This is a genomic window from Plantactinospora mayteni (assembly GCF_016862935.1).
Classification (GTDB): Bacteria; Actinomycetota; Actinomycetes; order Mycobacteriales; family Micromonosporaceae; genus Plantactinospora; species Plantactinospora mayteni.
Map to the genome: position 1 here is coordinate 44171 of NZ_BONX01000008.1, position 24698 is coordinate 68868.

Genomic DNA, 24698 nt, shown 5'->3' on the forward strand with positions numbered 1-24698 from the left:
ACACGCTCTGCTGGTGGGAAGGCTACCGACAGCGTGCGGCGGTCAGGCTCAGTCGCCGCCCGGGTCGACCGGCCCGCCAGTGCCCGGCGGGTTGCTCGGTGGCGGGTTGCTCGGTGGCGGGTTGCTCGGTGGCGGCTCGGTCGGGGCACCGGTCGGCTCGCCATCCGGGGTCGGGCTCGGCGTCGCCGAGACGGAGGGACGCGGCCGAGGGCTGTCCCGAGGACGCGGCGAGTTCACCTCCGACCCGTCCGGCACCGTCGCCGACGGCTGCTCCGGAATGTGCGCCTCCCCCGTCGCGGTGCTGCTGGGCGTCGGGGACGGCGGTGCGTTCGTCGCCGGAGCGTCGTCGGCCATCTGGAGGGCGATCAGGACGGTTACCACCGCCGCGCCCAGCCCGACCACGGCGGCGACCCCGGCCAGGGTGAGGACGCCGAGGCCGGGCTCCCGGTCCCGGCCGCCCGAGCCGTCGACCACCGGATTGTCGGTCAGGGTGCTCGGCCCGTCGGCCGCGCCCGCGCGGACGCCGAGACCGGTGACCGCGGTCGGGTCCGCCGGGGCGATGCCGCCACCGTCGACCCCGCCCGCCGCGTCCGCCGCCACCACCTCCGGGTGCTTCGCGGCGGCCCGGGCCGCCGTGGCCAGCGCCGCCGCGCTCGGGTACCGGTCGGCCGGCTCCTTGGCCAGGGCCCGCCCGATCAGCCTGGCCACCGGCCGGGGTACGTCGGCGGGCAGCGGATCCGGGTCCTCGTGCAGGTGCTTCACCGCGACCTGCAACGGGTTCTCCCCGGTGAACGGCGGTTGCCCGGCCACGCACTGGTACGCCACCGCGCCCAGCGCGTAGATGTCGGTGGCGGCCGAGACGGGCTTGCCGGCGGCCTGCTCCGGCGCCATGTAGAGCGCCGTCCCGGGCACCGCGTTCGAGCTGGTGATGCTGGTGATGTTCACCGACCGGGCGACCCCGAAGTCGAGCAGCCGGACGGTGCCGTTGGCCTGCACCAGCAGGTTGCTCGGCTTGACGTCGCGGTGCACGATCCCGCCCAGGTGGGCGGCGTGCAGCGCCTGGGCGACCTGGGCCACCACGTGCATCGCGTCGACCACGCTCAGCCGACCGGTGTCCCGGATCCGCGCCGACAGCGGCTCGCCGTCGACGTACTCCATCACCAGGTAGTCGGTGCGGCCGGAGGGCAGCTCGTCCTCGCCGTAGTCGAAGACCTGCACGATGCCCGGGTGGTGCAGGGTGGCCAGCATCCGGGCCTCGGCGCGGAACCGGGCGATGAAATCGGGGTCGGAGAGCAGCGAGGGGAGCAGCACCTTGACCGCGACCCGACGCTTGAGCACCACGTCGGTACCGCGCCACACGTCGCCCATCCCACCGGTGGCGACGCGCTCGTCAAGGCGGTAACGCCCGCCCAGCAGGACTCCCGATTCCAGCACGTGCACACCGTACCCAGCCGCGTGGCCGGGTACGCAATCGCGGCGGCGACAGCGTTTCGTCGGCCGGTGGCGCGCGGGATCACCGTACCCGGAGACCACCGCGACCGATCCGGCAGCCCGGGCCGGCCGGTCCCCGGCTCAGCCGGAGACGGTGATCGCGGTCGAGTCGGCGGGGTGGTAGCAGCGCAGCCGGTCCGGGTCGACGGCGAGCCAGACCGGGCTGCCGGGACCGATCCGGAACGTCGGCGGCGCCTGCACCTTGAGCTGCCGACCGGCCAGCTCCACGGTGAGCAGGATCGCCGCACCGGTCGGCTCGACCACCTCCACCCGGGCGGCCAGCCGGTCCGGCCCGTCGGCGTCGAAGACCTCGACGTTCTCGGCCCGGACCCCCACCGTCACCTCGTCGCCCGGATAGTCGCCCAGCGCCACCGGGGCGGCGGTGGACTGGTCGCCGATCCGCAACCGGGACCGGCCGTCGGCCCGGTCGACCCGGGCCGGCAGGAAGTTCATCGGCGGAGCGCCGAGGAAGCCGCCGACGAACTCGTCGGCCGGGCTGTCGTAGACCTCCAGCGGCGGGCCGACCTGGGCGACCCGGCCGTCGCGCAGCACCGCGACCCGGTCGCCGAGGGAGAGCGCCTCGGCCTGGTCGTGCGTCACGTAGACCGTGGTGGTGCCGAGCTTGCCGACGATCCGCTTCAGTTCGGTGCGGAACTCCATCCGGAGCAGCGCGTCCAGGTTGGACAGCGGCTCGTCCATCAGCAGTACGTCGGCGTCGGTCACGATGGCCCGGGCCACCGCGACCCGCTGCCGCTGCCCGCCGGAGAGCTGCGCCGGATAGCGGTCCAGGTATTCGGAGAGGTGCAGCAGTTCGGCCGCCTCGCCGACCCGCCGGTCGATCTCCGCCTTCGGCGTCTTCCGCATGGCCAGCCCGAACGCGATGTTCTGGCGTACCCGCATGTGCGGCCAGATGGCGTACGACTGGAAGACCATCGACAGGCCGCGCAGCCGGGCCGGCAGGTCCGTCACGTCCCGGCCGCCGATCTGCACGCTGCCGGAGTCCGGGGCCTCCAGCCCGGCGATCATCCGGAGCAGCGTGGTCTTGCCGCAGCCGCTCGGCCCGACCAGCACCAGGAACTCGCCGTCGCGTACCTCCAGGCTGATGTCGTCGGTGGCGGGGGTACGGGTCCCCGGATAGGTCTTCACCAGGTTCCGCAACACGATCTCGGCCAACGCTCGTTCCTCTCAGCGGATCGTGGTTCCCCACATGTTCAACAGGTAGCGGCGCATGAACGCGATGAAGACCAGGGCGGGTACGACCAGCGCGAAGCCCCCGGCGAACCGGAACGCCAGCGGCGAGTCGGCCAGCGTCGAGAGCACCTGGGCCGGCAGGGTACGCCGGTTGAGGGTGAGCACCGCCGCGCCGAGTACCTCGTTCCAGGAGGTGACGAAGGTGAAGATGGCGGCGGCGGCGATCCCGGGCAGCGCCTGCGGCAACACCACCCGGGCGAACGCCCTCGGCGCGCTGGCCCCGAAGACCATCGCCGCCTCCTCGTGCTCGACCGGCACCGCCACGAAGATCGCTGACGTGATCAGTACGGTGGTCGGCAGCGCCAGCGCGGTGTGCAGCAGCGCCACGGCATAGGTCGTGTCGTAGAGCCCGGTGGCCAGGAAGACCCGGGCCAGCGGTACCGACAGCACCACTATCGGCAGCGCCCGGGTGAGCAGCAGGAAGAGCTGGTACGGCTCCCGGCCCCGGAAGGCGTACCGGGCCACCGCGTAGCCGGCCGGCACCCCGAGGGCCAGCGACAGGGCCAGGCTGATCAGGCCGACCTCCACCGAGTTCTGGAACCCGCCGATCACCCCGGTGCTGTCCAGGAAGACCCGCATCGTCTCGGTCGAGACGTCGGTGGGGAGCAGCGAGAGCGGGAACCGGTTCAGCGACTCCCGGCTGGAGAGCGCGGCCAGCGCGATCAGATAGATCGGCAGCCCCATGAAGAGGGTGACCGCGACACAGGCGACGTGGATCAGGATGGTGCGGCGTCGGGCCGCCCGCAGCCGGCTCACCGGCCGCTCCCGGTGGCCGCCGGGTCCCGGAGCACCCGCAGGTAGACCACTGCGGTGCCGAGCGACATCAGCAGGATCACCAGGGCGATCGCGGCCGAGACCCGCTCGTTCTGCAACGTCACGTACCACTGGTAGGTCTCGCCGACCAGCAGCGGGAAGCTCCGCCCGGTGAGGGCCTGGGCGACCGCGAAGGTCTGCAACCCGAGGATGGTTCGCAGGATCAGCGCCACCTGGAGGCTCGGGCGCAACTGCGGCAGGATGACGTGGCGCAGCCGCTGCCAGTAGGTCGCGCCGAATACCGCCGCCGCCTCGTCGTAGTCGCGCGGGATGTTCTGCAACCCGGCCACCACGATCACCAACACCAGCGAGGTGGCCCGCCACAGCTCGGCCAGCAGCACCGCGAGGAACATGGTGGCGTCGTTGTCGTAGGACAGCCAGGCGTAGCCGTCGCCGAGCCCGAGGTGGGCCAGCACCGAGTTGAGGTAACCCCGGTCGGCGAAGATCGACAGCCAGACCAGCCCGGCGGCCAGGTCACTGATCGCCAGCGGTACGCACCAGACGTAGAAGTAGAACGACGAGAGCCTCGGCCGTTCCCGCAGCAGCAGCGCCATGGTCAGCGCGAACGCGAACTGCAACGGGATCAGTACGACGATCAGCAGCGCGGTGTTCCGGGTCGCCTGCCAGAAATAGGGGTCGTCGAGCATCCGGCGCAGGTGCGCCAGGGTGGGCCCGTCGGTGCCGGTGACCGCCTGCCCGACGCCGACCACGATCGGCCAGAGGAAGAGCGCGGCCAGGAAGAGCACCGAGGGGGCGACCAGCAGCGCCGCCGTCGGTACCCGGGTCCTTCGTCGCCGACGGCCGGGCCGGGTCGGTGTCGCCTTCGGTTCGGTGGGCGCCGGATCCGGCGCGGTGGTCACTGCACCCGGCACGTCTGCCCCGCCGCGACCGGGTCCGGGCGCCAGCAGGGCACCTTCACCTCGTCCAGGATGGTGTTGAGCTGCTGGGCCTGCCGATCGAGAACCTGCCGCACCGGCCGGCGGTCCAGGCAGATCTCCTTGAAGCAGTTCTTGAAGATCTGCGACACCTCGCCGTCCTTGCCGCCCAACCCGACCGGGGGCAGGGCCAGCACGGCACCCTCGGCGTCCTGCTGCCGGCGTACCGCCTCGGCCTCCATCGCCACCGCCGGCGGCAGGTCGGTCGGGAGCGCGGCCTCGACCACCGGGAAGAACGCGTTGCGGCGCAACACCTCGAGCTGGACGTCCGGCGTGGTCAGCGCCTCGATCACCTGGCGTGCCCGGTCCGCGTCCGGGGCGCCCTTCGGAATCGCCAGGCCGGCGACGACCAGCAGGTAGCCGAGCCCCTTCGGGCCGCGCGGCGCGGGCGCCATGATCCAGTCGTCCGGCTTGTCGGCCGGGGCGTTGACCAGCCGGGCGACGTGGTCCCAGGCGATCAGCACCTCGCCGCGCTGCAACGGCTCCTGCATGTTGTCGTAGTTGGTCGACGCCGGGGCGGTCTGCGCCCACAGCTCCACCATGTACTGCCAGGCTTGCACCGCCTCCGGGCCACGGAACGTGGTGATCTGGCCGCCGGTGAAGCTCGGCAGCAGGTAGCCCTGGAAGAACCGGTGGTAGAGGCCCTTCGGGCCGCAGGGCAGGCCGAAGACCGGCTTGTTGCCGTTGGCCCGCCGGGCGTCGCCGACCCAGGTCAGCAACTGGTCGTACGTCAGGTTCTGCACGTCGGCACCGCTGGGCAGCCACTGCAACGCCCGCTTGTTGACGGCGAGCACGTACGACGCCTGCATCCACGGCAGGTAGGTGGTGCCGCCACCGGGCAGCTTGCCGAGCTGGGCGAGGTCGGTCGGGAACTTCCGGTCGGCCAGCTTGCCAGCCAGGTCGTCGAGGTTCTCGAACTTGTCGGCGTGCGGGGCGAAGTCGCCGTGCAGCCCGCCGGCGAGGCTGACCTCGACCCGCCCGGCCCCGACCTGCGAGGTGATGGTCGAGGAGAAGACGTTCGGCTCGACCGGGTTGTACGCGACCGCGCCACCGGAGACCCGGTCCCGGAGGATCTGCTCGAACCGCTGCCGTTCCTCGACCGGGGTGAACTGGGTGGAGAGGAAGGTGATCGACCCTTCCTCGTCCGAGCCGGTGGTCGACGCGCCGCCGCATGCGCTCAGTAGTGGCGCGGCGCCGGCGGCGAGGCCGAGCCCGAGTAGCCGGCGGCGGTCGAGCCGGAGGTCTGCGCCGGGCTGGCCTGCGTGTCGTGCCATCGTGCCTCCCCGTGACGGTGGTAGCCGGCCCGGTTCGACTGCTGAGCGGGCACCGATGCCGGCTGGAGCGGAGTGTCACAAGTGCACATATTTAGAAGCTTGGTGTCAAGGCGGGAGCGCCGTTACGGTCCGTCCCGTTATCCAACCGGCGCCCGGCCGGCTCGCTGGCGGGCACTCCGCCTCGCTCCACCGAGATCCACGGAGACAGCCCCTAGCCAGCGGGCACTCCGCTCAGCCGGCGAGCCGGTCGGCCTCCTCGGCGAGTTGCCGGGCGAGCGGTTCGATCCGGGCCCGCCAGGCGGCCAGCGCGGTCGCTTGGCCGCTCGGCGCGTCGGTCGAGCCGGTCTGCTCCAGCGGGCCGGTCTGCTCCAGTACGAGCCGGGCGCCGTGCCCGGTGCCCTCGGTCAGTTCCCAGCGGATCCGGCCGGCGGGCGCTCCGGCGACCTCCCAGGGGTATTCCAGCAGGCTAGGGGCGTCCAGCGCGGTGACCGGACCGGCCGGGAACTCGTCGGTGGTGAAGCCCGGCGGCGGCGCTGCGCCGAGCGTGCCGAGCCGGTCGGACGACCCACCGGTCAGGGCCGCCCAGACCGCCTCGGCGGGCCGGGTCAGTTGCCGCTCGAAGCGCACCCGCCAGCCGTCCCCGGTGGTCTCGGCGACGCCGTCGGCCAGCCCGAACCGCTCGACGTACGACTCGTGCAGCAGCCCGGACGGGCGAGCCGAGTGGTCGATCGCCCGGCCGTCCAGTACTGCTTCGATCGCGTCGAGGCAGATCTGCCAGCCGGAGGCGAAGCTCGCCGCCCCGGCCCGGTCGTCGAAGACGTGGCTGAACACCAGCAGGCAACCCGGGCCGTCCGGGTGCAACTCGATCCGGAACTGCTCGTCCTGCCAACTGAAGGCGAACAGCCGGGGCGGCTCGTACGCCTCGACCCGGCCGACCGACTCCGGCGGCGCGTCGGGACCGGAGCCGAAGTGGAAGGTCATCCGCCCGCCGACGCGCGGGTCCAGCCGTACCTCGGCGGGAAACCACTCGCGGAGGTGCTCGGGCTCGGTGACGGCCGGCCAGACCTTCTCCGGCGGATGGGCCAGCCGGCGCTCGATGCGCAGCACCTGGCGTCCGTGCGCGGTGTCCAGGCTCTCGTTCACGACAACTCCTCGGATCTCGGATCGGTCCGCCGCCGCCCGACCGGGGCGGAACGCGCTGGTGGTGGCGGTTCGCCGGCCGTCGGTTCGCCGGCCGTCGGGTCCTCGGGGCCGGCGGAACTGTCGGACCTGGGTGGCATGGTGTTCAAATGCCGTTCAAGAACATCGAGCCGACCGGACCACATCCATCGGTATGGTGCGAGCCAGGCGTCGAGTTCGGCGAGCGGTTCGGGGCAGAGTTCATACCAGCGACGCTGCGCCTCCGGGCGGACCCGGACCAACCCGGCGTCGCGCAACACCCGCAGGTGTTTCGAGGTGCCCGGCTGGGTCAGCCCCAACTGCTCGGTCAGTTCGCCGACCGAGCGTGGGCGCTCCCGGAGCAGGTCCAGGATGTGTCGCCGGACGGGCTCGGCGAGGACTTCGAACGGCGTGGCCATGACGGCGAACATACCAACTCAGTAATATGCCGAGCAAGTTATGTACGCCCTGCGTCTCGGCACTAGTCCGGAGGTTCGGCCCCGGAAAACCGGGTAAGGGGAGTCGGTTCCCCAGGAGGGAGGATCCGCACAGATGCCATCCGACCTGGACAGCGGCACGATCCTGCGGGCGTTGGAGGACGCCGAGGGTTACGTCGCCAGGATCTGCTTCAAGACCGGGCCACCCACGCTCAGCGGAGTAGAACTGGAATGGACCGTGCACGACGCGGCCGTTCCGAGCCGGCCGGTCGACCCGGTCCGGCTCCGTACCGCACTCGGCCCGTACGCCCCGACCACCCTCGATCCCGACAGTCCCGCCCAACCGTTGCCCCGCTCGGGCACGGTCAGCGTGGAGCCCGGCGGCCAGGTGGAACTCTCCACCGCCCCGCGTCGCTCCCTCGGCGAGTTGCACGAGAGCACCACCTCGGACCTCGCCCACCTCACCGATCTGCTCGGCGCCGCAGGACTCGTCCTCGGCGACACCGGCATCGATCCGCACCGGCCACCGAGTCAGGTGGTCGACACCCCTCGATACCGCGCGATGCGCTGCGCCTTCGACCGGCTCGGCGCGGCCGGCCGGACCATGATGTACAGCACCGCCGGGCTCCAGGTCTGCCTGGACGCCGGCACCGTCGGCCGGTTCGCCGACCGGTGGGCCGCCGCGCACGAGTTCGGGCCGGCCCTGCTCGCGGTCTTCGCCACCGCCCGTCGGCACGCCGGTCGGGACACCGGCTGGGCCTCCGCCCGGATGGCCGCCTGGCAGTACATCGACCCGGCCCGGACCCGTCCGGCCTGGTCACCGGCGTCGGGCTCGGCCGACCCGGTCGGCGTCTGGGTCCGGTACGCGCTCGCCGCCCCACTGCTCTGCGTACGCCGGGACGGCGCGGACTGGACCGTCCCGCCCGGGATCACCTTCCGGGACTGGCTGGCCGGTGCGCTGCCCCGACCGCCGACCACCGACGACCTCGACTACCACCTCAGCACCCTGTTCCCGCCGGTACGCCCCCGGGGCTACCTGGAGATCCGCTACCTCGACGCGCAACCCGGCGCGGAGTGGATCGCGCCGGTCGGCGTGCTCGCGGCGCTGCTCGACGACGACCGTACCCGGGACGCCGCCCGGGCGGTCTGCGAACCGGTCGCCGGCCGGTGGGCCGAGGCGGCCCGGTGCGGACTGCGGGACCCGCTGCTGGCCGGAGCGGCCGACACCCTGCTCGATCTCGCGCTGCGGTCGCTGGACCGCACGGGTCTGCCCCCGGCGACCCGCGAGGAGATCACCCGGATCGTGGCGCGGCGGTTCGCCGCCGCGCGGAAGGGATCGACATGACCGACGTCCGACCCGACAACCGGCCGACCGGGTCGCTGCGCGACCGGATCGCCGCCGAGCTGACCCGGGCCCGGGACCGCAGTGTCCGGCTCACCGAGGCGGTCGACGACGACGACCTGGTCCGGCAGCACTCACCGATCATGTCCCCGCTGGTCTGGGACCTCGCCCACGTCGGCAACCAGGAGGAACTCTGGCTGGTCCGCGACGTCGGCGGCCGTGAGCCCGTGCGGCAGGACATCGACGACCTCTACGACGCCTTCAAGCACCCCCGCAGGGACCGGCCGGCCCTGCCGCTGCTCGGCCCGGCCGAGGCCCGACGCTACGTGGCGACCGTCCGGGACAAGGTCTTCGACCTGCTCGACGGCGTCCGGTTCGACGGCAGCCGGCTGGTCGCCGACGGGTTCGCGTTCGGCATGATCGCCCAGCACGAGCAGCAGCACGACGAGACCATGCTCGCCACCCACCAGCTCCGGACCGGCCCGCCGGTGCTCTCCGCACCCGCACCGCCGCCCTCGGTCCGCCCGGTCGCCGGTGAGGTGCTGGTTCCGGCCGGCCGGTTCACCATGGGTACCTCGACCGACCCGTGGGCGCTGGACAACGAGCGCCCCGGCCATCCGGTGGAGCTGCCGGCGTACGTCATCGACGCGGCACCGGTGACCAACGGCGAATACCTCGCCTTCGTCGCCGACGGCGGCTACGCCGACCCGCGCTGGTGGAGCGAGCCGGGCTGGCGGCACCGCTCGTCGGCCGGACTGACCGCTCCGCTGCACTGGCGGCGGGACGGCACCGACTGGGGCTACACCCGGTTCGGCCGGTACGCCCCGCTGGTGCCGGACGAGCCGGTGGTGCACGTCGGCTTCCACGAGGCCGAGGCGTACGCCACCTGGGCCGGCAAGCGGCTGCCGACCGAGGCCGAGTGGGAGAAGGCGGCCCGGTGGGACCCGGACAGCGGCCGGTCCCGCCGCTATCCGTGGGGGGACGAGGACCCGACTCCGGAGCACGCCAACCTCGGGCAGCGGCACCTCGCGCCGGCACCGGTCGGGGCGTACCCGGCGGGTGCCTCGCCGCTCGGCGTGCACCAGTTGATCGGGGACGTCTGGGAGTGGACCTCCAGCCCGTTCCTCGGCTATCCCGGGTTCGCCGCCTTCCCCTACCGGGAATACTCGGAGGTCTTCTTCGGATCCGACTACCGGATACTCCGGGGCGGCTCCTTCGGCACCGACCCGGTGGCCTGTCGGGGCACCTTCCGCAACTGGGACCTGCCGATCCGCCGGCAGATCTTCAGCGGATTCCGGTGTGCCCGGGACGCCCGGCCGGAAGAGATCGCGTGACCGGTCGGCACCGTTCGCCCGGCCGGCGGAGTCGGGCCGGGACGTCCGGGGTCGCGCGGGTTCCGGGCCAGCTCGGTGCGGAGATCGGCCGCTGATGTGCCGTCACCTGGCCTATCTCGGCCCTCCGCTACCGCTGGCCGCGCTGCTCCTCGACCCGCCGCACTCGCTCGCGCGGCAGTCCTGGGCACCCCGGGACATGCGCGGCGGCGGCACGGTCAACGCCGACGGCTTCGGCGTCGGCTGGTACCCGCCGGACGGCCCGCCGGTGCGCTACCGGCGGGCCGCTCCGATCTGGTCCGACGCCACCCTGCCGGTGCTGGCCCAGGCGACCTCGGCCGGCGCGGTACTGGCGGCGGTGCGCTCGGCCACCGTCGGTATGCCGGTGGTCGAGACCGCCGCAGCCCCGTTCGCCGAGGGGCCCTGGCTGTTCAGCCTGAACGGCGCGGTACGCGGCTGGCCGGACTCCATCGCGCCGCTGGCCGGCCGGCTGCCGACCCGGGACCTGATGACCCTGGACGCCCCGACCGACGCGGCCCTGCTCTGGGCCCTGGTACGCCACCGGCTGCGGGCCGGGGCCGCGCCGGCCGAGGCGGTCGCCGAGACCGTTCGGGAGGTGTCCGCCGCGGCTCCCGGCTCCCGGCTGAACCTGCTGCTCACCGACGGGCACCTGATGGTGGCGAACGCGGCTGGGCACGCGTTGTCGGTCCGGGCCACCGGCGGATCGGTGCTGGTCAGTTCCGAGCCGCTGGCCGAGGAGCCGGGCTGGCAACCGGTCCCGGACGGTCATCTCCTCGTGGCCACCGCCGGCCGGCTCGACGTCGCGTCGATCGGGCCGACGTGAGCAGCCGGAGCCCCGTCGTGAACAGCCGCAACTCCGGCGCGAGCAACAGATCCGAGCGAGCAACAGATCCGGGCGAGCAACAGATCCGAGCGAGCAGCAGGACCGGGCGAGCGACAGGGGCGGCGGGAGTGACCGGACGGAGGGAGCAATTCGACCGAGCGAGTAACCACGAGAGTCCGGCGTGTGCGACCGGCGGGGCCGGCCGCGCGCAACAGGACCCGCCGCAGGGGGCGGCGGTGCCGATCGAGGGGAGTGTGCGGGTGACCGCGGATCCGTTGGAGATATACCTGGAGGAACGCGACCTGGAACGGGCGCTGCGGGCGGACGTCCGGAACGGGCTCACCGCGACGCCCCGGTGGCTGCCGCCGAAGTGGTTCTACGACGCCCGGGGCAGCGAGCTGTTCGAGGAGATCACCCGGCTGCCCGAGTACTACCCGACCCGGGCGGAGCGGGCCGTGCTGGTGGCCAGGGCCGGGGAGATCGCCCGGCTCACCGACGCGAAGACGCTGATCGAGCTGGGGTCGGGTTCGTCGGAGAAGACCCGCCTGCTGCTCGACGCGCTGACCGCACGGGGCAGCCTCGGCACCTTCGTACCGCTGGACGTCTCGGTCAGCGCGCTGGAGCAGTCGACCGCCGAGATCGCCGCCGCCTACCCGGGGCTGCGGGTACGTGGCATCGTCGGCGACTTCACCCGACATCTGGACCGACTGCCCACCGGTGGTCGGCGGCTGGTGGCCTTCCTCGGCGGCACCATCGGCAACCTGCTGCCGGCGGAGCGGGCCGTTTTCCTCGCCGCGCTGCGCTCGGCACTGGAGCGGGGTGACTGGCTGCTGCTCGGCACCGACCTGGTCAAGGACCCCGGCGTACTGGTGCCGGCGTACGACGACGCGGCCGGGGTCACCGCCGAGTTCAACCGCAACGTGTTGCGGGTACTCAACCGCGAGCTGGGCGCGGATTTCGAGGTCGACGCGTTCGACCACGTCGCGCTCTGGGACCCGGACGAGCGCTGGATCGAGATGCGGCTGCGGGCCCGGCGGCCGATGCGGGTCCGGGTACTCGACCTCGACCTGGCCTTTGCCGAGGGGGAGGAACTGCGGACCGAGATCTCGGCGAAGTTCCGTCCGGAGGACGTCGACGCGGAACTGGCCGCCGCCGGGTTCACCGGGCAGGCCCGGTGGACCGACGACGACGGCCTCTTCGCCGTGACCCTCGCCCAGGCCACCTGAGCCCCGCCAGCCCTCGACCGTACCGCCCGGTCAGCCCTCGACGTACTGCTCCGCGTACGCCCCGGTGGGCGGGATCGGGGTGATGACGTCGATCAGTACTCCGTTCGGGTCGGCCACGATGAAGTGCCGCTGCCCGAAGTCCTCGCTGCGCAGCTCCAGTTCGGCCGGCAGCCCTGCCTCGAGGACGAGTCGTCGCCACTCCGCGTCGACGTCGGTCACCTCGAAGTTGAGCAGCAGTCCCCGCACCGGAGCCCGGTACGCCTCGGGCAGCGTCGGGTGGTCGTGGTCGAGCAGCGCCAGCTCGTAGGCTGCCGGGCCGGGTCGCCGGAGGCTGACGTACCAGTCGGCCTCGAAGGTCGGCTCGAATCCGAGCAACCGGGTGTAGAAGTCGCGTGACTCCGCCAACCGGGAGGTGCAGATCACCGGATAGAAGCTGGTCAGCATCAGGATCAACCCCATTCGCATACCGTTGGTATGTGAAGGTAAGCTAGTTGGCGTACCGTCGGTATGTCAACGGAGGGTGCGATGCCGGATCTCAGTCGGCGGCAACAGCGGGAGCAGACCCGGCAGACCCTGCTGCGCGAGGGCCGGCGGCTCTTCGCGGCCCGGGGTTACGCCGGGGTGGGGCTGGCGGAGATCGTCCAGGCGGCCGGGGTCACCAAGGGCGCGCTCTACCACCACTTCGAGAACAAGGCGGCGCTGTTCCACGCCGTCCTGGCCGAGGTGCAGCGGGAGGTCGCCGGGCGGGTGGTGGCGGCGGCCGAGGCTCCGGACGATCCGTGGACCCGGTTCACCGCCGGCTGCGAGGCGTTCCTCGCCGCGAGCACCGATCCGGCGGTACAGCGGATCATGCTTGTCGACGGGCCGGCGGTGCTGGGTTGGGCGCAGTGGCGGGCGCTGGACGAGGTCAACTCGGCCCGCCACCTGACCGAGGCGCTCGACGCTCTGATCGAGACCGGGGTGCTCGCCCCGCAGCCGGTCGCACCGTTGACCCGGCTGCTCTCCGGTGCGATGAACGAGGCGGCCCTCTGGCTCGCGACCTCGGGGCGGCCGGAGGACATGACGTACACCGTCGCCGCGCTGACCCGGATGCTGTCCGCGCTGCGCGCCACCTGACACCGGCCACGGCTCCCGTGCCGACCCGGCCACCGGTTCCGGTGCCGTCGTCGCGGGCACGTCGAGGGCTGAAGGCGGCGTACGTCCTGAAGCCAGCGCACGTCCTGAAGCCAGCGCACGTGCCGAGGGCGGCTCGTCGCCGCCCGGCGTGCTCGGGTATGGTCGTCGGCAGCGAAGGGGAGTAGCTCCCAACGTCGTGGTCGACATACTGGTGCGCGCGTGTTGTGCACCCGGCCACGCGGCCTCACCCACGGTGGGGCGGGCGAGACCTTCGACTCAGGCAGCAATGCCGGGTCGAGGTCGCCTAGGCCCCGCCCGGCATCGACCGGGAAGGGTGACATGGAGGACTTCAACACCGCCTTGGCGATCAGCTTCGGCGTCATCTTCGTAGCCGAGTTGGGCGACAAGTCGCAGTTGATGGCGTTGACCTTCGCCACCCGGTTCAAGGCGCTACCGGTGATCATCGGCATCACCGTGGCGACCTCGGTCGTACACCTGGCCTCGGTCGCCCTCGGCGTCGGTCTCGGCGCGGCGCTCCCCACCGGCTGGATCGCGCTGATCGCCGGGTTGGCCTTCCTCGGCTTCGGGCTCTGGACGCTACGCGGCGACTCGCTCACCGACGAGGAGCGGCGAAAGGCGGAACGGACCACCCGCTCCGCGATCATCGCGGTCTCGATCGCCTTCTTCCTGGCCGAACTCGGCGACAAGACCATGCTCGCGACCATCACCCTGGCCACCCAGCATGGCTGGTTCGGCACCTGGCTCGGCTCCACGGTCGGCATGGTCGCCGCCGACGCCCTGGCCATCGGCGTCGGCCGGATCCTCGGCCGCCGCCTGCCGGAGCGGACCATCCGGTACGGCGCCGGCGCGCTGTTCGGGATCTGCGGCGTCTGGCTGCTGGTGGACGCGGTACACCAGTTGACCTGACGACCGCTGCCGGGTGGTGTGGGAGGGCCGGTCTGCGGGTAGCCGTGCCGATGGCCAGCGGTGGGTACGCAGCGGCCGTGGCCCGAGGGAGGATCACCGCATGACCAGGCACGATGAGCCGAACGAGTACGGGTTCGCCGGCGACGTGACGTTGCCCGAGCCGGAACGGCCGCACAAGCGGGACGTGGTGGAGGAGGAAGCCGAGGACGTGGCGGTCCCCGGCTCGGACCTGTCGCGTGAGTTCCAGGAGGCGCTCGCCGACTCGGACCAGGTGGACGAGGCGGACGAGGGTGAGGAGCGACCCTCGTCGCGTTGAGTCCCGGGCATCGTCGACGGCGCCGGCCAGTTGGCCGGCGCCGCTTCCGTCTCTCGGCGCCGTTTCCATCTCCCGACTCCCACCCGCCGGCTCCCGTCCGCCCTGGGCTGGTCGGCACCGTCGTGGCCGACGACCCGCGTATGGGCTGAACGCGCCGCTGGTACTTATCGGCGGGATTGGGCCGAGTGCGACTACTGAGGGCGCTCAATCATCTACATTCGGTAGGAACTGCCAAGCGACAAGTGGGAACTTTTCATACTGTCGCATTTTTTGTGATCACTAGAGGTCTTTGGCGCCCCCGACCGGTTGGTGCTGAGACGGAAGGCCGGGGCTGATGGATCTGCACACTTACCTGCGCGCGCTGCGCCAACGCTGGTGGGTGGTACTCGCGACGGTGATGGTCGCGCTGGGCCTCGCCGGGTTCGTCACGGTACGGGCGACCCCGCAGTACGCCTCCTCGGTGACCTTCTTCGTCACCTCCTCCGGGCACGGCATGACCGACGCGTACCAGGGCAGCCTCTTCCTCCAACAGCGGGTCAAGTCGTACGTCGACCTGCTCAGCAGCGACCGGTTGGCGCAGACCGTCGCGGCGGAGGAACGGGTCGGGCTCACCGCCGACGAGGTACGGTCCCGGGTCAGCGCGCGGGTCGAGGCGGACACCGTACTGCTCTCCGCCACGGTCACCGACAGCGACCAGGCCCGGGCGCTGCGGCTCACCGAGGCGCTGGCGGCGCAGTTCGTGAAACTCGTGCACACCATCGAGACCCCGCCCGGCGCCAAGGACCCGCCGATCAAGATCGAGGTGGTCGGCGGCCCCCGGGTGAACGCCGAACCGGTCTCGCCCCGCCCGGTCCGCAACCTCGTGCTGGCCGGCGTGTTCGGGCTGGTGCTCGGCGCCGCGCTCTCGGTGTTGCGCGGACTGACCGACACCACCTTCCGGGACGGCGAGACGCTCCAGGAGGCGACCTCGGCGCCGCTGCTCGGCAGCATCCCGTACGACGGGCACGCCCGGTCGAATCCGCTGATCGTCGGTACCGCCGCCCAGACGGCCCGGGCCGAGGCGATGCGGAAACTCCGCACCAACCTGCGGTTCGTGGACGCCCAGGAGCCGGCCCGGGTCATCGCGGTGACCAGCGCGGTGCAGGCCGAGGGGAAGTCCACGCTCGCCTGCAACCTGGCGATCACGCTCGCCGAGGCGGGCTGGCAGGTGCTGCTGGTCGACGCCGACCTGCGCCGCCCCCGGGTCGCCGGCTATCTCGGGCTCGGCTCGGGCGCCGGCCTGACCGACGTGCTGATCGGCGAGGTGGCGGTCGAGGACGTGCTGCAACCGTGGGGCGACAAGTCCCTGCTGGTCCTGCCGGGCGGCTCGGTGCCGCCGAACCCGAGCGAACTGCTCGGCTCGAAGGCCATGGCCGACCTGCTGCTGTCGCTGCGCGAGCTGACCGACATCGTCATCATCGACACCCCGCCGCTGCTGGCCTTCACCGACGGCGTGGTGGTGGCGGTGCAGGCCGACGGTGCGCTGCTGGTGGCCCGGCAGGGCAAGACCCCGAGCGCGCAGACCGCCGCCGCCGCCCAGGCGCTGCACTCGGTCTCCGCCCGGGTGCTCGGCTGCGTGCTGAACATGTCGAAGGAAAACAAGATCGACGTCGAGCAGTACCGGGCGTACCGGAAGGGTGCGCCGGTGGAGACCGTTCTCGCCACCCGTGCCGAGGAGCCGCCGGCCGCCGACCGGGTGCGCATCCCCCCGAACGACGCCGTGGCCGCCGCGTCCGCGGACAACACGGAGGAGTTCGACCGGGTACCGCGATGACGCGGGCTCGCCCGGTCGCGGGGTGATCGGGGGACGAAAAATGAAGATCGGCGTTATCTCGTACTGGTTTCCGCCTGAGCCCGCCTTCATACCGGGCTGCCTGGCCGAGGAACTGGCCGAACGGGGTCACGAGGTCCGGGTGCTCACCGGATTCCCGAACCATCCGACCGGGCAGGTCTATCCCGGGTACCGGCAGCGGTGGCGGCACCAGACCGAGGACGGCGGGGTGACCATCCGGCGGGTGCCGGCGTACGCCAGTCACGACGGTACGGCGGCCCGGCGGGCGGCGCGCCAGCTCACGTACGCGATGAGCAGCGCGCTGGCCGCGCCCGGCTTCCTGAGCGGGGTGGACGCGCTCTACGTCCACTTCCCGCCGGCCGGCGCGTACGCGGCGGCGGCGCTGCTCCGGATCCTGCGCCGGGTGCCAGCGGTGGTGCACGTGCAGGACATCTGGCCGGACGCGGTGACCCCGGCACCCGGCGAGTCGGGGCGGGACGCCCCGGGCGGGTTCACCCACGGGCTGCTCGGCCGGACGATGCGCGGGATCTACCGGTCGGCGGCCGGGATCGCGGTGATCTCGCCGTCGATGCGGGACGTGGTGGTCGAGCGGGGCGCCGATCCGGACCGGGTGCGGGTGGTGCTCAACTGGACCGACGAGCGGCTGTTCCGGCCGATGGGTACGACTCCGGCGGCCCGGCGGGCGATCGGGCACCGTGGGTACACCACCGTGATGCACGCCGGCACGATGGGTCCGTTCCAGCGCGTCGACACGGCGGTCCGGGCCGCCGCCGCGGTCAACGGCAAGATCGACCTCGATCTCGTGCTGGTCGGGTCCGGGCCGGAGGAGCGGCAGTCCAGGGAACTCGCCGAGGAACTCGGCGCGACCAACGTGCGGTTCCTCGGCTGGCGCCCACCGGCCGAGATGGCCGACCTGTACGCCGCCGCCGAATACCAGCTCGTGATGTTGCGCGATCTTCCGGCGCTGCGCGGGGCGGTACCGGCGAAGTTGCAGGCGGCGCTCTCCGCCGGGGCACCGGTGGTCGCCTCGGCCGGCGGGGACACCGCCGACCTGGTGGAGCGGGCCCGGGCCGGACTCTCCTGTCCGCCGGAGGACTGGCAGGCGTTGGCGGACCGGTTCGCCCTGGCCTCGGTCATCCCGAGCGGCGCGCGTGCCGAGATGGCCCAGCGGGCCCGGGACAGTTATCTGTCTCGAATGTCGCTGCGCACCGGCGTCGATCAGATGGAGCAGATGCTGGCCGAGGCGGCGGCCAGCCGGCGGCGGCGCTGACCTGGGTCGTCGCTCGTCACCTCTGCGCCGCTCTGGCCGATTCGTGAGCTTTCCTCACTATAAAAGCTCAAAAGTACCATAAGGGCACTTGAAATACCAACAGTGAACTGTCCACCGTGCTATAGAGATATAGGCGCAAACGGCGTTGTGTCTACTTCATCCGACTTAGTCGAAAGCGGTGGTGGCGGTGGGGGACCTGTCCCCGACGAGACGGCGGTCGGCGCGCCGTCGAGTGGTTCGGCGGCACCTCCGCCGGATCCTGCTCACCGCACTCGTCCTCGGCTGCCTGTTGGCCGTCGCCGGCGGCTGGCTCGGACTACGCGGCTGGCAGGCCGCTGGACACCTGGAGAACGCCGCCAGCCTGGCCCGGGAGCTGAGCCAGCAGGTGCTGGACGGCCAGACCGGGCAGGCACGCCGGACCCTGGAGGCGCTGCAACAGCAGACCGCCGCCGCCCGGTCGCGTACCGGTGACGTCGGCTGGCGGGCCGCCGGCTCCGCCCCGTACGCCGGCCGGAACATGTCGGCGGTCCACGAGCTGGCGGTCGGCGTCGACGATCTCTCCCGGCGGGCCTTCCCGGCCCTGGTCGAGCTGAACCCCCAGACGCTGCTGCCCAGCTCCGGACGGCTCGACCTGGCCGCCCTGCGCGGCGCGATGCCCGCGCTCGCCGAGGCGGACAGCGCGGTACGCGAGGTCCGGGACCGGATCCTCACGGTGCCGACCACCGGACTGGTGCCCACGGTCCGGGACGCGGTGTCGCAGTTGCGTGCCGAGCTGGACCGGCTGGCCGAGGTGACCTCCGCCGTCCGGCGCAGCGGCGCTCTGCTGCCCACCCTGCTCGGCGGCAACGGCACCCGGACCTACCTGGCGGTCTTCCAGAACCTCGCCGAGCCCCGGGCGACCGGCGGGATCTTCGGCGCCTACGCCGTCATCCAGGCCGGCAAGGGCGAGGTGAAGCTGGTCAAGCAGGGCCCGGCCACCGACCTGGACGCCTACGGCAAGCCACCGCTGCCGCTGAGCAAGGAACTGCGCGCCCTCTACACCGACCTGCCCGGGATCTATCCGGCGGACGTGAACCTCACCCCGCACTTCCCGACCGCGGCCACCCTGATCAGGGAGATGTACCGGCGGGCCGGTGGAGGCACCGTCGACGGCGTACTCGCCACCGACCCGGTGGCGCTCTCCTACCTGCTCAAGGCCATCGGGCCGGTACCGGTGCCGGGGCATCCGACCCTCACCGCGCCCACGGTGGTGCGTACCCTGCTGTCGGACACGTACCGCCGGCTCGGCAAGCCGGCCCAGCAGGACAACTACTTCGCCGCGTCGGCCCGGGCGGTCTTCGACGCACTGCTGAAGCGTCCGGTGAACCCCCGCGCGGTGGCGCAGGCGGTCAACACGGCCGTCGCCGAGCGCCGGATCCTGTTCTGGAGCGCGCACGAGAGCGAGCAGCGGGAACTCGTCGAGACCCGGCTCGCCGGGGCGCTGCCGGAGCAGGAGTCGGTGCACAACGTCGGCGTCTTCCTCAACGACGGCAGCGGCGCGAAGCTCGGCTACTACCTGCACCGCTCGGCCGAGCTGACCGTCGGCGACTGCAAGGCGGACGGCAGCCGCGAACTCCACCTCCGGCTCACGCTGCGCTCGTCCGCACCCTCCTCCGGGCTCACCGCGTCGGTACGCGGCCTTGCGATGTCCGGAGACCCGTACACCGCCCGGGTCCTGGTCTCGGTCTTCAGCCCGGTACGCGGCTCACCGCTCGGCGCCCGGCTGGACGGCAAGGCGAAGCCGATGGGCGGCGGCGTCGAGCGGGGCCGCCGGGTCGGGGTACTGGCCGTCGACATCGGCCCTGGCCAGACCCGCGTACTGGAGGTGGGTCTGCTGACCCCGCCGAAGGCCAGTGGTGCGGTCGAGCTGTGGCTCACTCCCGGCCCGACCCCGTGGACCGCCCGTGTCAGTTCCGCACCCGCGTGTGGCCAGTAGGCCGGCACGTCAGAACAAGTCATGCGATCCGTTGTGAACGTCATGCGATCAGTAGAGAGAGGAACCATCATGCGGCTATCCCGCATCATCGGCTCGGCCGTGGCGACGCTCGCCACGGTGGGCGCGTTCGCCGTCGCGGGGTCGCCCGCACAGGCCCAGCAACTACCACAACCACCGTACCCACCACAGCCACCGGCGCTCACGGTCAGCGACCCGACCGTGGGAGTGAACCAGACGTTCACCGTCTTCGGCTCCGGGTACGGCGGCAACGAACTCGTCCGACTCGTCTTCCGGCGTACCCCGCTCGCGCTCGGCGCCGAGGCGGCGGTGCAGGACTCCGGCGGGGTCGGCGCGATGCTGCCGATCGCGCAGCAGGCGCCGACGGTGCACCGGGACCCGACCACGCTCACCGTCCAGGCGAACGTGACCGGGGAGTTCTCGGTCCGGGTCCGGTTCGGCCGAACCGGCACCATCACCATCACCGGTACCGGGCTCACCACCGGTCGGGTGGCGAGCACCACGGTCGGCGTCGTCCTGGCGCAGCCACCGCTGCCGGTCACCGGTAGCGAGACCGGTCCGCAGATCGCGCTCGGCACCATGCTGCTGATCGCCGGCGTGCTGCTGGTACTGGTGGCGGTCGCGTGGCGGACCAAGAGCCGCCGCCGGGGCCGGTCGCGGGAGCTGACCTCGGTCGGCTGACCATCGAGCGGGCAGCGAACGCTGCTCCGCACGTCGCAGGAGCGCCTGCCGGACGAGTCTTCGCGTCCGGCAGGCGCCTTCGTCTCCGCCGGGATCTCCCACGTCGAGGCCGGCGGCTACGACCTCGACGTCGGCCGGCCGGGCGCTCTCCGCCGGCCCTGCGGCGCGTCAGGAGTCGAGTTGGCAGCCGGGGCCCTGCACCAGCCGTTGGAAGTTGGGGCACCGCAGGAAGTCTTCCGCCGGACAGTCGAGCGCGTGGTCGAGCAGGTCCCGGGCGGCGGTGGCGGTGGCGATCCGGCGGTCCAACTCGTCGCGGTGCCGCTGGAGCACGGCCCGGCGGGCGGCACCGTTGTCCGCGCCGAGCATCAGCCGAAGTTCGTCGAGGCCGAAGCCGACCGCGCGGCCCTGCATGATGATCGCCACCCGGGTGAACTCCGCGCTGGTGTAGCGGCGTCGGCCGTTGACCCGGCGGTCCGGCCGGAGCAGGCCGACCGACTCCCAGTGCCGCAGCACGTGGGTGGCCAGTCCGAAGCGCGCGGCCAACTCGCCGATCGTGAACTCGCGGGTCTGCGAACTGGCCGCCGTGGCGGCACTCACCGCCGGTGCAGGACTTGACTTCATGTTGACATTAAGATGCAGAGTGGGTGCCATGGTCAAGCGAGAGAGCGCCCGCCAGGCCTGGGACCGGCGCGCGGCGGGCTACGACAGGGCGGGCGACCGGATGGAGCGGCTGACGATCGGGGACAGCCGCGACTGGGTCTGCGTCCGGGCCCGGGGCCGGACCCTGGAGGTTGGGGTCGGCACCGGCCGAAACCTTTCCCGGTACGACGAGGACGTCGAACTGGTCGGCATCGACCTCAGCCCGAACATGCTGGCAGCGGCCCGCCACCAGGCCGAGGTGCTGGGCCGGCCGGTCGAGTTGCGGGTGGGCGAGGCCGAGCGTCTGCCCTTCCCCGACGCCTCCTTCGACACCGTGGTCTGCACCCTGGCGGTCTGTGCGGTCGCCGACCGGGACGCGACGCTCGCCGAGATGCGCCGGGTACTCCGCCCCGGCGGCCGGCTGCTGCTGCTCGACCACGCCGAGCGGCGGTGGCTGCGGGGGCGCCCTGCCGACCTCGCCCTGCGGCTCGGGTTCGTGGCCGAGGCCCGGGACCGGCTCCGGCTCGGCCTGATCGAGCGGCTCGCCGCGCGGAAGCCGGCCTGACGACCCCGAGCCCCCGACAGCCCCTGACGGCTTGCCGGACCCTGACAGCTTGCCGGATCCTGACGGCTTACCGGACCCTGCTGCCCTCTGCGGGTGGGCGCTCGGGGGTCAACTGCTGGTGGGCGCTCGACGGTCAACTGCTTGTGGGCGCTCGGCGGTCAGCGCACCTCCAGCAGCGTCTTGCCCAGCGTGCGGCGGGACTGGATGGCCGCATGCGCGTCGGCCGCCCGGTCCAGCGGAAACCGCTGCCCGATCACCGGACGCAGCCGCCCCGCCGCCGCCTCGGTCAGCGCACGGCGGGTCAGTTCCCGCAACTGTTCCGGCGATCGTGACAGCGACCGGACGACCGTCGCCCCCCGTTCCTTCGCGACCTCGTCCGGAACCTCTGTCCAGCTACCGCTGGCCAGCCCGAAGCTGACCATCCGGCCGCCCCGATCGAGCAGCTCGAACGCCGACCGGCCCACCGCGCCACCCACCCCGTCGAAGACGACGTCGACCCCGCCGACCCCGGCCCGGACCCGGTCCGGCCAGTCGGGCGCCGAGTAGTCGACCGCGAGGTCGGCGCCGAGATCCCGGGCCAGCTCCACCTTCCGGTCACCGCCGGCCACCGCGACCACGGTGGCACCAGCCGTACCGGCCAGTTGCACCAGCAGGCTGCCGACGCCGCCCGCCGCGGCCTCGACCAGTACCCGCTCCCCGGGGCGTACCTCCGCGGTCTCCAGCATCAGCAGCGCGGTACGGCCGTCCGCCAGCAGTGCCACCGCGCTGTCCAGCGGCAGCCCGTCCGGCACCTCGAGCAGGCCGTCGGCGTCCACCGCCACGCGTTCGGCGTACCCGCCCGATCCGCCGGTGCTGGTGACCACCCGCCGGCCGGACAGCGCCGGGCCGACTCCCGGACCCAGTTCGGCGACCACCCCGCCGACGCCGTTGCCGGGAATGGTCGGCAGCCGCACCGGGAACGGGCCCGTGCCGGCCCGGAGCTGGGTCTCCACGAAGGTGATGTTGACGAACTCGACGGCGACCACCGCCTGCCCCGGACCGGCGACCGGGTCGGGCGTCTCCGCCGCCACCAGCCGCTCCGGCCCGCCGAACTCCCGCAACCACACCGCCCGCATCACAGCCCCTCCCGGCCCGCCGGCACCTCCGCCGACCCTCCGCCGGGCCAGTCAACAACCTCGACCGCAGTCGAGGTCAACCCCGGCGTTCTCGCACCGCCGACCCGGATTGCACCGCCGGCCCGGATCGCGTCGCTGGCCGGGATTGCGTCGCTGGCCAGGATCGTGCCGCTGCGGCACAGTCAGGCCAGGGCCGCGCGGACCGCCGGCACCACCTCTTCGGCGAAGATCCGGGACTGCCGTTCCCGGTCACCGCTCGGCCAGAAGACGAAGGTGTTCATCCGCTGCTCGGTGTAGAGCCTGGTCAACGTCTCGACCCAGCGCCGGACCGGTCCGTGGAACGGGTCCCGGTCCTCCGGGCCGATCAGCCCCATCACGTTGTAGAGCCGGACGATCCGCCCGGGATCCCGCCCCGCCGCCCGGGCCGCCTCGTCGATGACGGCGTTGAGTTCGGTCACCCGCTCCGGCGGCACGTACGGCGCCGAGACCGACCAGCCGTCGGCCTTGGCACCGACCAGCCGGACCGCCTTCGGGCCGACCACACCCAGCCAGAGCCCGATCTCGTGCGCGGGCCGGGGCCCGGGGCGCAGACCCTCCAGGGTGTAGTGCCGGCCCTGGTACTCGTACGGCTCGCCGGCCCAGGACGCCCGGATCACGTCGATCGCCTCCACCAGGGCGGCCCGGGCGGTGCCCCGGTCGCGGCGCGGGCCACCCATGCCGGCGATGGCGTCGACGAACCCGCCCGCGCCCAGCCCCAGCTCGAACCGGCCGCCACTGATCACGTCGATGCTGGCCGCCTGCTTGGCCAGCATCGCGGGCGGGCGCAGCGGCAGGTTCGCCACGTTCGGAAACAGGTGCACCCGACTGGTCCGGCCGGCCAGCCAGGTCAGCACCGTGAAGGTGTCGAAGAACCCGTCGTTGTACGGGTGGTCCTGCACACCGACGTACTCGATGCCACTGTTGTCGGCGATCGCGGCGATCCGTTCGGCGATGGCCAGTCCACCGACGTTCGGGTCCACGTTGAGGCCGAATCTCACCGGCTGATCCATGTCCGCCAGTCTGGCACCCGGGCGGCGCCGACGGGTCGGGTAGCCGCCCCGGCACCCCTGGTCGGCGGCGTAGGCTCGACCGGTGAGCATCACCGAGCCGATGCCGGGGGAGACCCTGCCGCCGGGCACCGGGGCGGGCGCGGACACCGAGCCGACCAACCTGCTGCTGCCCGGCCACGACGTGCCGCTGGGCCGCTACACCACCGTGCGCCGGTTGCTGCCGCAGCGCCGGCTCCGCACCGTCGGCGCCTGGTGCTTCGTCGACCACTTCGGTCCAGACGACGTGGCCGACCGGCCCGGCATGGGGATCGGGCCGCATCCGCACACCGGCCTACAGACGGTGACCTGGCTGGTGCACGGCGAGATCCGGCACCTGGACAGCCTCGGCAACGACCAGCTCATCCGGCCCGGTCAGCTCAACGTGATGACCTCCGGCTACGGCATCGCGCACTCGGAGTACTCGCCGCCGGAGCATCCGCCGACCCTGCACGGCCTGCAACTGTGGGTGGCGCTGCCCGACGGGGCCCGGTCCGGCCCGCCCGGCTTCGCCCACCACGCCGAGCTTCCGGTGCTGACCGAGCCGGACTACTCGGTGACCGTACTCGTCGGCGAGCTGGCCGGGGTCCGCTCCCCGGCGGTGGTGCACTCGCCGCTGCTCGGCGCGCAGCTCTGGCTCCCCGACGGTGGCCCGGCCCGGTTGCCGCTGACCGCCGGCTTCGAGCACGGCCTGCTGGTGATGTCCGGGGCTGCCGAGGTCGGCGGGGTCGGGCTGACCCCGGGTTCGTTGCTCTACCTCGGCGCCGGTCGTCCCGAGCTGGTGGTGCGGGCGAGCGGCCCGACCCGGCTGATGCTGCTCGGCGGCGAGCCGTTCGACGAGTCGCTGGTGATGTGGTGGAATTTCGTCGGCCGTTCGCACGAGGAGATCGCCGAGGCCCGTGCGGACTGGGCGGCCGGTAGCCTCCGGTTCGGCCGGGTGCGGGGCGACGACTCCGATCCGTTGCCGGCTCCGCCGATGCCGACCACCCGGCTGAAGAGCCGCGACCGGCACGGCCAGTCCGTCGGCTGACGGCCCGCCCGTCGCAGCAGATGGCGGG

Annotated in this window: 24 protein-coding genes; 13 read left to right on the plus strand and 11 right to left on the minus strand. The window is 72.6% G+C overall.

All coding sequences use genetic code 11. The features are described 5' to 3' along the window. Positions 1 to 48 precede the first annotated feature (48 nt). From Pma05_RS07545 to Pma05_RS07575, 7 genes are all read right to left on the minus strand, one after another. A complete protein-coding gene (locus tag Pma05_RS07545) occupies positions 49 to 1434 on the minus strand; it encodes a serine/threonine-protein kinase (protein WP_239311870.1) in 1386 nt (461 codons plus the stop codon). Positions 1435 to 1572: 138 nt separating this feature from the next. Continuing rightward, on the minus strand, positions 1573 to 2664 hold the full coding sequence (locus Pma05_RS07550) for an ABC transporter ATP-binding protein (RefSeq protein ID WP_203856590.1): 1092 nt from the start codon (positions 2662 to 2664) through the stop codon (positions 1573 to 1575). 12 nt (positions 2665 to 2676) lie between these two features. Next, complete coding sequence (locus tag Pma05_RS07555; protein WP_239311872.1) at positions 2677 to 3498, minus strand: carbohydrate ABC transporter permease; 822 nt, start codon at positions 3496 to 3498, stop codon at positions 2677 to 2679. Then, a complete protein-coding gene (locus Pma05_RS07560; protein WP_239311874.1) occupies positions 3495 to 4415 on the minus strand; it encodes a carbohydrate ABC transporter permease in 921 nt (306 codons plus the stop codon). Before Pma05_RS07560 ends, Pma05_RS07555 begins: the two co-directional genes overlap by 4 nt. Then, complete coding sequence (locus Pma05_RS07565) at positions 4412 to 5764, minus strand: ABC transporter substrate-binding protein (protein WP_203856591.1); 1353 nt, start codon at positions 5762 to 5764, stop codon at positions 4412 to 4414. The genes Pma05_RS07560 and Pma05_RS07565 overlap by 4 nt, the downstream gene beginning before the upstream one ends. Before the next feature lie 231 nt (positions 5765 to 5995). Further along, positions 5996 to 6907: an SRPBCC family protein gene (locus Pma05_RS07570; RefSeq protein WP_203856592.1), complete on the minus strand. Its 912-nt coding sequence runs from the start codon at positions 6905 to 6907 to the stop codon at positions 5996 to 5998. Next, positions 6904 to 7341, minus strand: coding sequence for an ArsR/SmtB family transcription factor (locus tag Pma05_RS07575; RefSeq protein WP_203856593.1), 438 nt, complete (start codon positions 7339 to 7341; stop codon positions 6904 to 6906). Before Pma05_RS07575 ends, Pma05_RS07570 begins: the two co-directional genes overlap by 4 nt. Before the next feature lie 133 nt (positions 7342 to 7474). Between Pma05_RS07575 and egtA the strand changes: the two genes are divergently transcribed. From egtA to egtD, 4 genes are all read left to right on the plus strand, one after another. Beyond that, a complete protein-coding gene (gene egtA, locus Pma05_RS07580; RefSeq protein ID WP_203856594.1) occupies positions 7475 to 8704 on the plus strand; it encodes an ergothioneine biosynthesis glutamate--cysteine ligase EgtA in 1230 nt (409 codons plus the stop codon). Continuing rightward, on the plus strand, positions 8701 to 10035 hold the full coding sequence (gene egtB, locus Pma05_RS07585; protein ID WP_203856595.1) for an ergothioneine biosynthesis protein EgtB: 1335 nt from the start codon (positions 8701 to 8703) through the stop codon (positions 10033 to 10035). The genes egtA and egtB overlap by 4 nt, the downstream gene beginning before the upstream one ends. A 94-nt stretch (positions 10036 to 10129) precedes the next feature. Then, positions 10130 to 10876: an ergothioneine biosynthesis protein EgtC gene (gene egtC, locus Pma05_RS07590; RefSeq protein WP_203856596.1), complete on the plus strand. Its 747-nt coding sequence runs from the start codon at positions 10130 to 10132 to the stop codon at positions 10874 to 10876. A gap of 260 nt (positions 10877 to 11136) precedes the next feature. Then, positions 11137 to 12102 (plus strand): L-histidine N(alpha)-methyltransferase, encoded by a 966-nt coding sequence (gene egtD / locus Pma05_RS07595; RefSeq protein ID WP_203856597.1) that lies wholly within the window; start codon positions 11137 to 11139, stop codon positions 12100 to 12102. Between the two features lie 30 nt (positions 12103 to 12132). On the opposite strand, the gene Pma05_RS07600 is transcribed toward egtD, so the two are convergent. Further along, the gene (locus tag Pma05_RS07600; RefSeq protein ID WP_239311876.1) at positions 12133 to 12561 is read right to left on the minus strand and encodes a VOC family protein; all 429 of its coding nucleotides are present in this window, start codon (positions 12559 to 12561) and stop codon (positions 12133 to 12135) included. A 66-nt stretch (positions 12562 to 12627) separates the two neighbouring features. Between Pma05_RS07600 and Pma05_RS43420 the strand changes: the two genes are divergently transcribed. The 7 genes from Pma05_RS43420 (at position 12628) to Pma05_RS07635 (ending at position 20236) form a co-directional block, all read left to right on the plus strand. Then, positions 12628 to 13218, plus strand: coding sequence for a TetR/AcrR family transcriptional regulator (locus Pma05_RS43420; RefSeq protein ID WP_203856598.1), 591 nt, complete (start codon positions 12628 to 12630; stop codon positions 13216 to 13218). Positions 13219 to 13557: 339 nt separating this feature from the next. Then, positions 13558 to 14145 (plus strand): TMEM165/GDT1 family protein, encoded by a 588-nt coding sequence (locus Pma05_RS07610; RefSeq protein WP_203856599.1) that lies wholly within the window; start codon positions 13558 to 13560, stop codon positions 14143 to 14145. Between the two features lie 100 nt (positions 14146 to 14245). Next, positions 14246 to 14461, plus strand: coding sequence for a hypothetical protein (locus Pma05_RS07615; protein WP_203856600.1), 216 nt, complete (start codon positions 14246 to 14248; stop codon positions 14459 to 14461). Positions 14462 to 14795: 334 nt separating this feature from the next. Continuing rightward, positions 14796 to 16274 carry a tyrosine-protein kinase domain-containing protein gene (locus tag Pma05_RS07620; protein WP_203856601.1) on the plus strand — a complete coding sequence of 493 codons (1479 nt, stop codon included), beginning with the start codon at positions 14796 to 14798 and terminating at the stop codon, positions 16272 to 16274. 40 nt (positions 16275 to 16314) lie between these two features. Further along, positions 16315 to 17562 carry a glycosyltransferase family 4 protein gene (locus tag Pma05_RS07625; protein WP_203856602.1) on the plus strand — a complete coding sequence of 416 codons (1248 nt, stop codon included), beginning with the start codon at positions 16315 to 16317 and terminating at the stop codon, positions 17560 to 17562. A gap of 232 nt (positions 17563 to 17794) precedes the next feature. Beyond that, the gene (locus Pma05_RS07630) at positions 17795 to 19537 is read left to right on the plus strand and encodes a DUF4012 domain-containing protein (RefSeq protein ID WP_239311878.1); all 1743 of its coding nucleotides are present in this window, start codon (positions 17795 to 17797) and stop codon (positions 19535 to 19537) included. A gap of 69 nt (positions 19538 to 19606) precedes the next feature. Further along, complete coding sequence (locus tag Pma05_RS07635) at positions 19607 to 20236, plus strand: hypothetical protein (RefSeq protein WP_203856603.1); 630 nt, start codon at positions 19607 to 19609, stop codon at positions 20234 to 20236. 168 nt (positions 20237 to 20404) lie between these two features. Here Pma05_RS07635 and Pma05_RS07640 read toward each other — a convergent pair whose 3' ends face one another. Continuing rightward, on the minus strand, positions 20405 to 20857 hold the full coding sequence (locus Pma05_RS07640; protein WP_203856604.1) for a MerR family transcriptional regulator: 453 nt from the start codon (positions 20855 to 20857) through the stop codon (positions 20405 to 20407). 28 nt (positions 20858 to 20885) lie between these two features. Here Pma05_RS07640 and Pma05_RS07645 point away from each other — a divergent pair, with 28 nt between their 5' ends. Further along, complete coding sequence (locus Pma05_RS07645; protein WP_203856605.1) at positions 20886 to 21440, plus strand: class I SAM-dependent methyltransferase; 555 nt, start codon at positions 20886 to 20888, stop codon at positions 21438 to 21440. 158 nt (positions 21441 to 21598) lie between these two features. Here the strand turns inward: Pma05_RS07645 and Pma05_RS07650 are convergent, their stop codons facing one another. Both Pma05_RS07650 and Pma05_RS07655 read right to left on the minus strand, forming a co-directional pair. After that, positions 21599 to 22555: a zinc-binding dehydrogenase gene (locus Pma05_RS07650; protein WP_203856606.1), complete on the minus strand. Its 957-nt coding sequence runs from the start codon at positions 22553 to 22555 to the stop codon at positions 21599 to 21601. A gap of 182 nt (positions 22556 to 22737) precedes the next feature. Beyond that, on the minus strand, positions 22738 to 23604 hold the full coding sequence (locus Pma05_RS07655; RefSeq protein ID WP_203856607.1) for an LLM class flavin-dependent oxidoreductase: 867 nt from the start codon (positions 23602 to 23604) through the stop codon (positions 22738 to 22740). An 82-nt stretch (positions 23605 to 23686) separates the two neighbouring features. Between Pma05_RS07655 and Pma05_RS07660 the strand changes: the two genes are divergently transcribed. Further along, a complete protein-coding gene (locus Pma05_RS07660) occupies positions 23687 to 24670 on the plus strand; it encodes a pirin family protein (protein WP_203856608.1) in 984 nt (327 codons plus the stop codon). Positions 24671 to 24698: the final 28 nt, after the last annotated feature.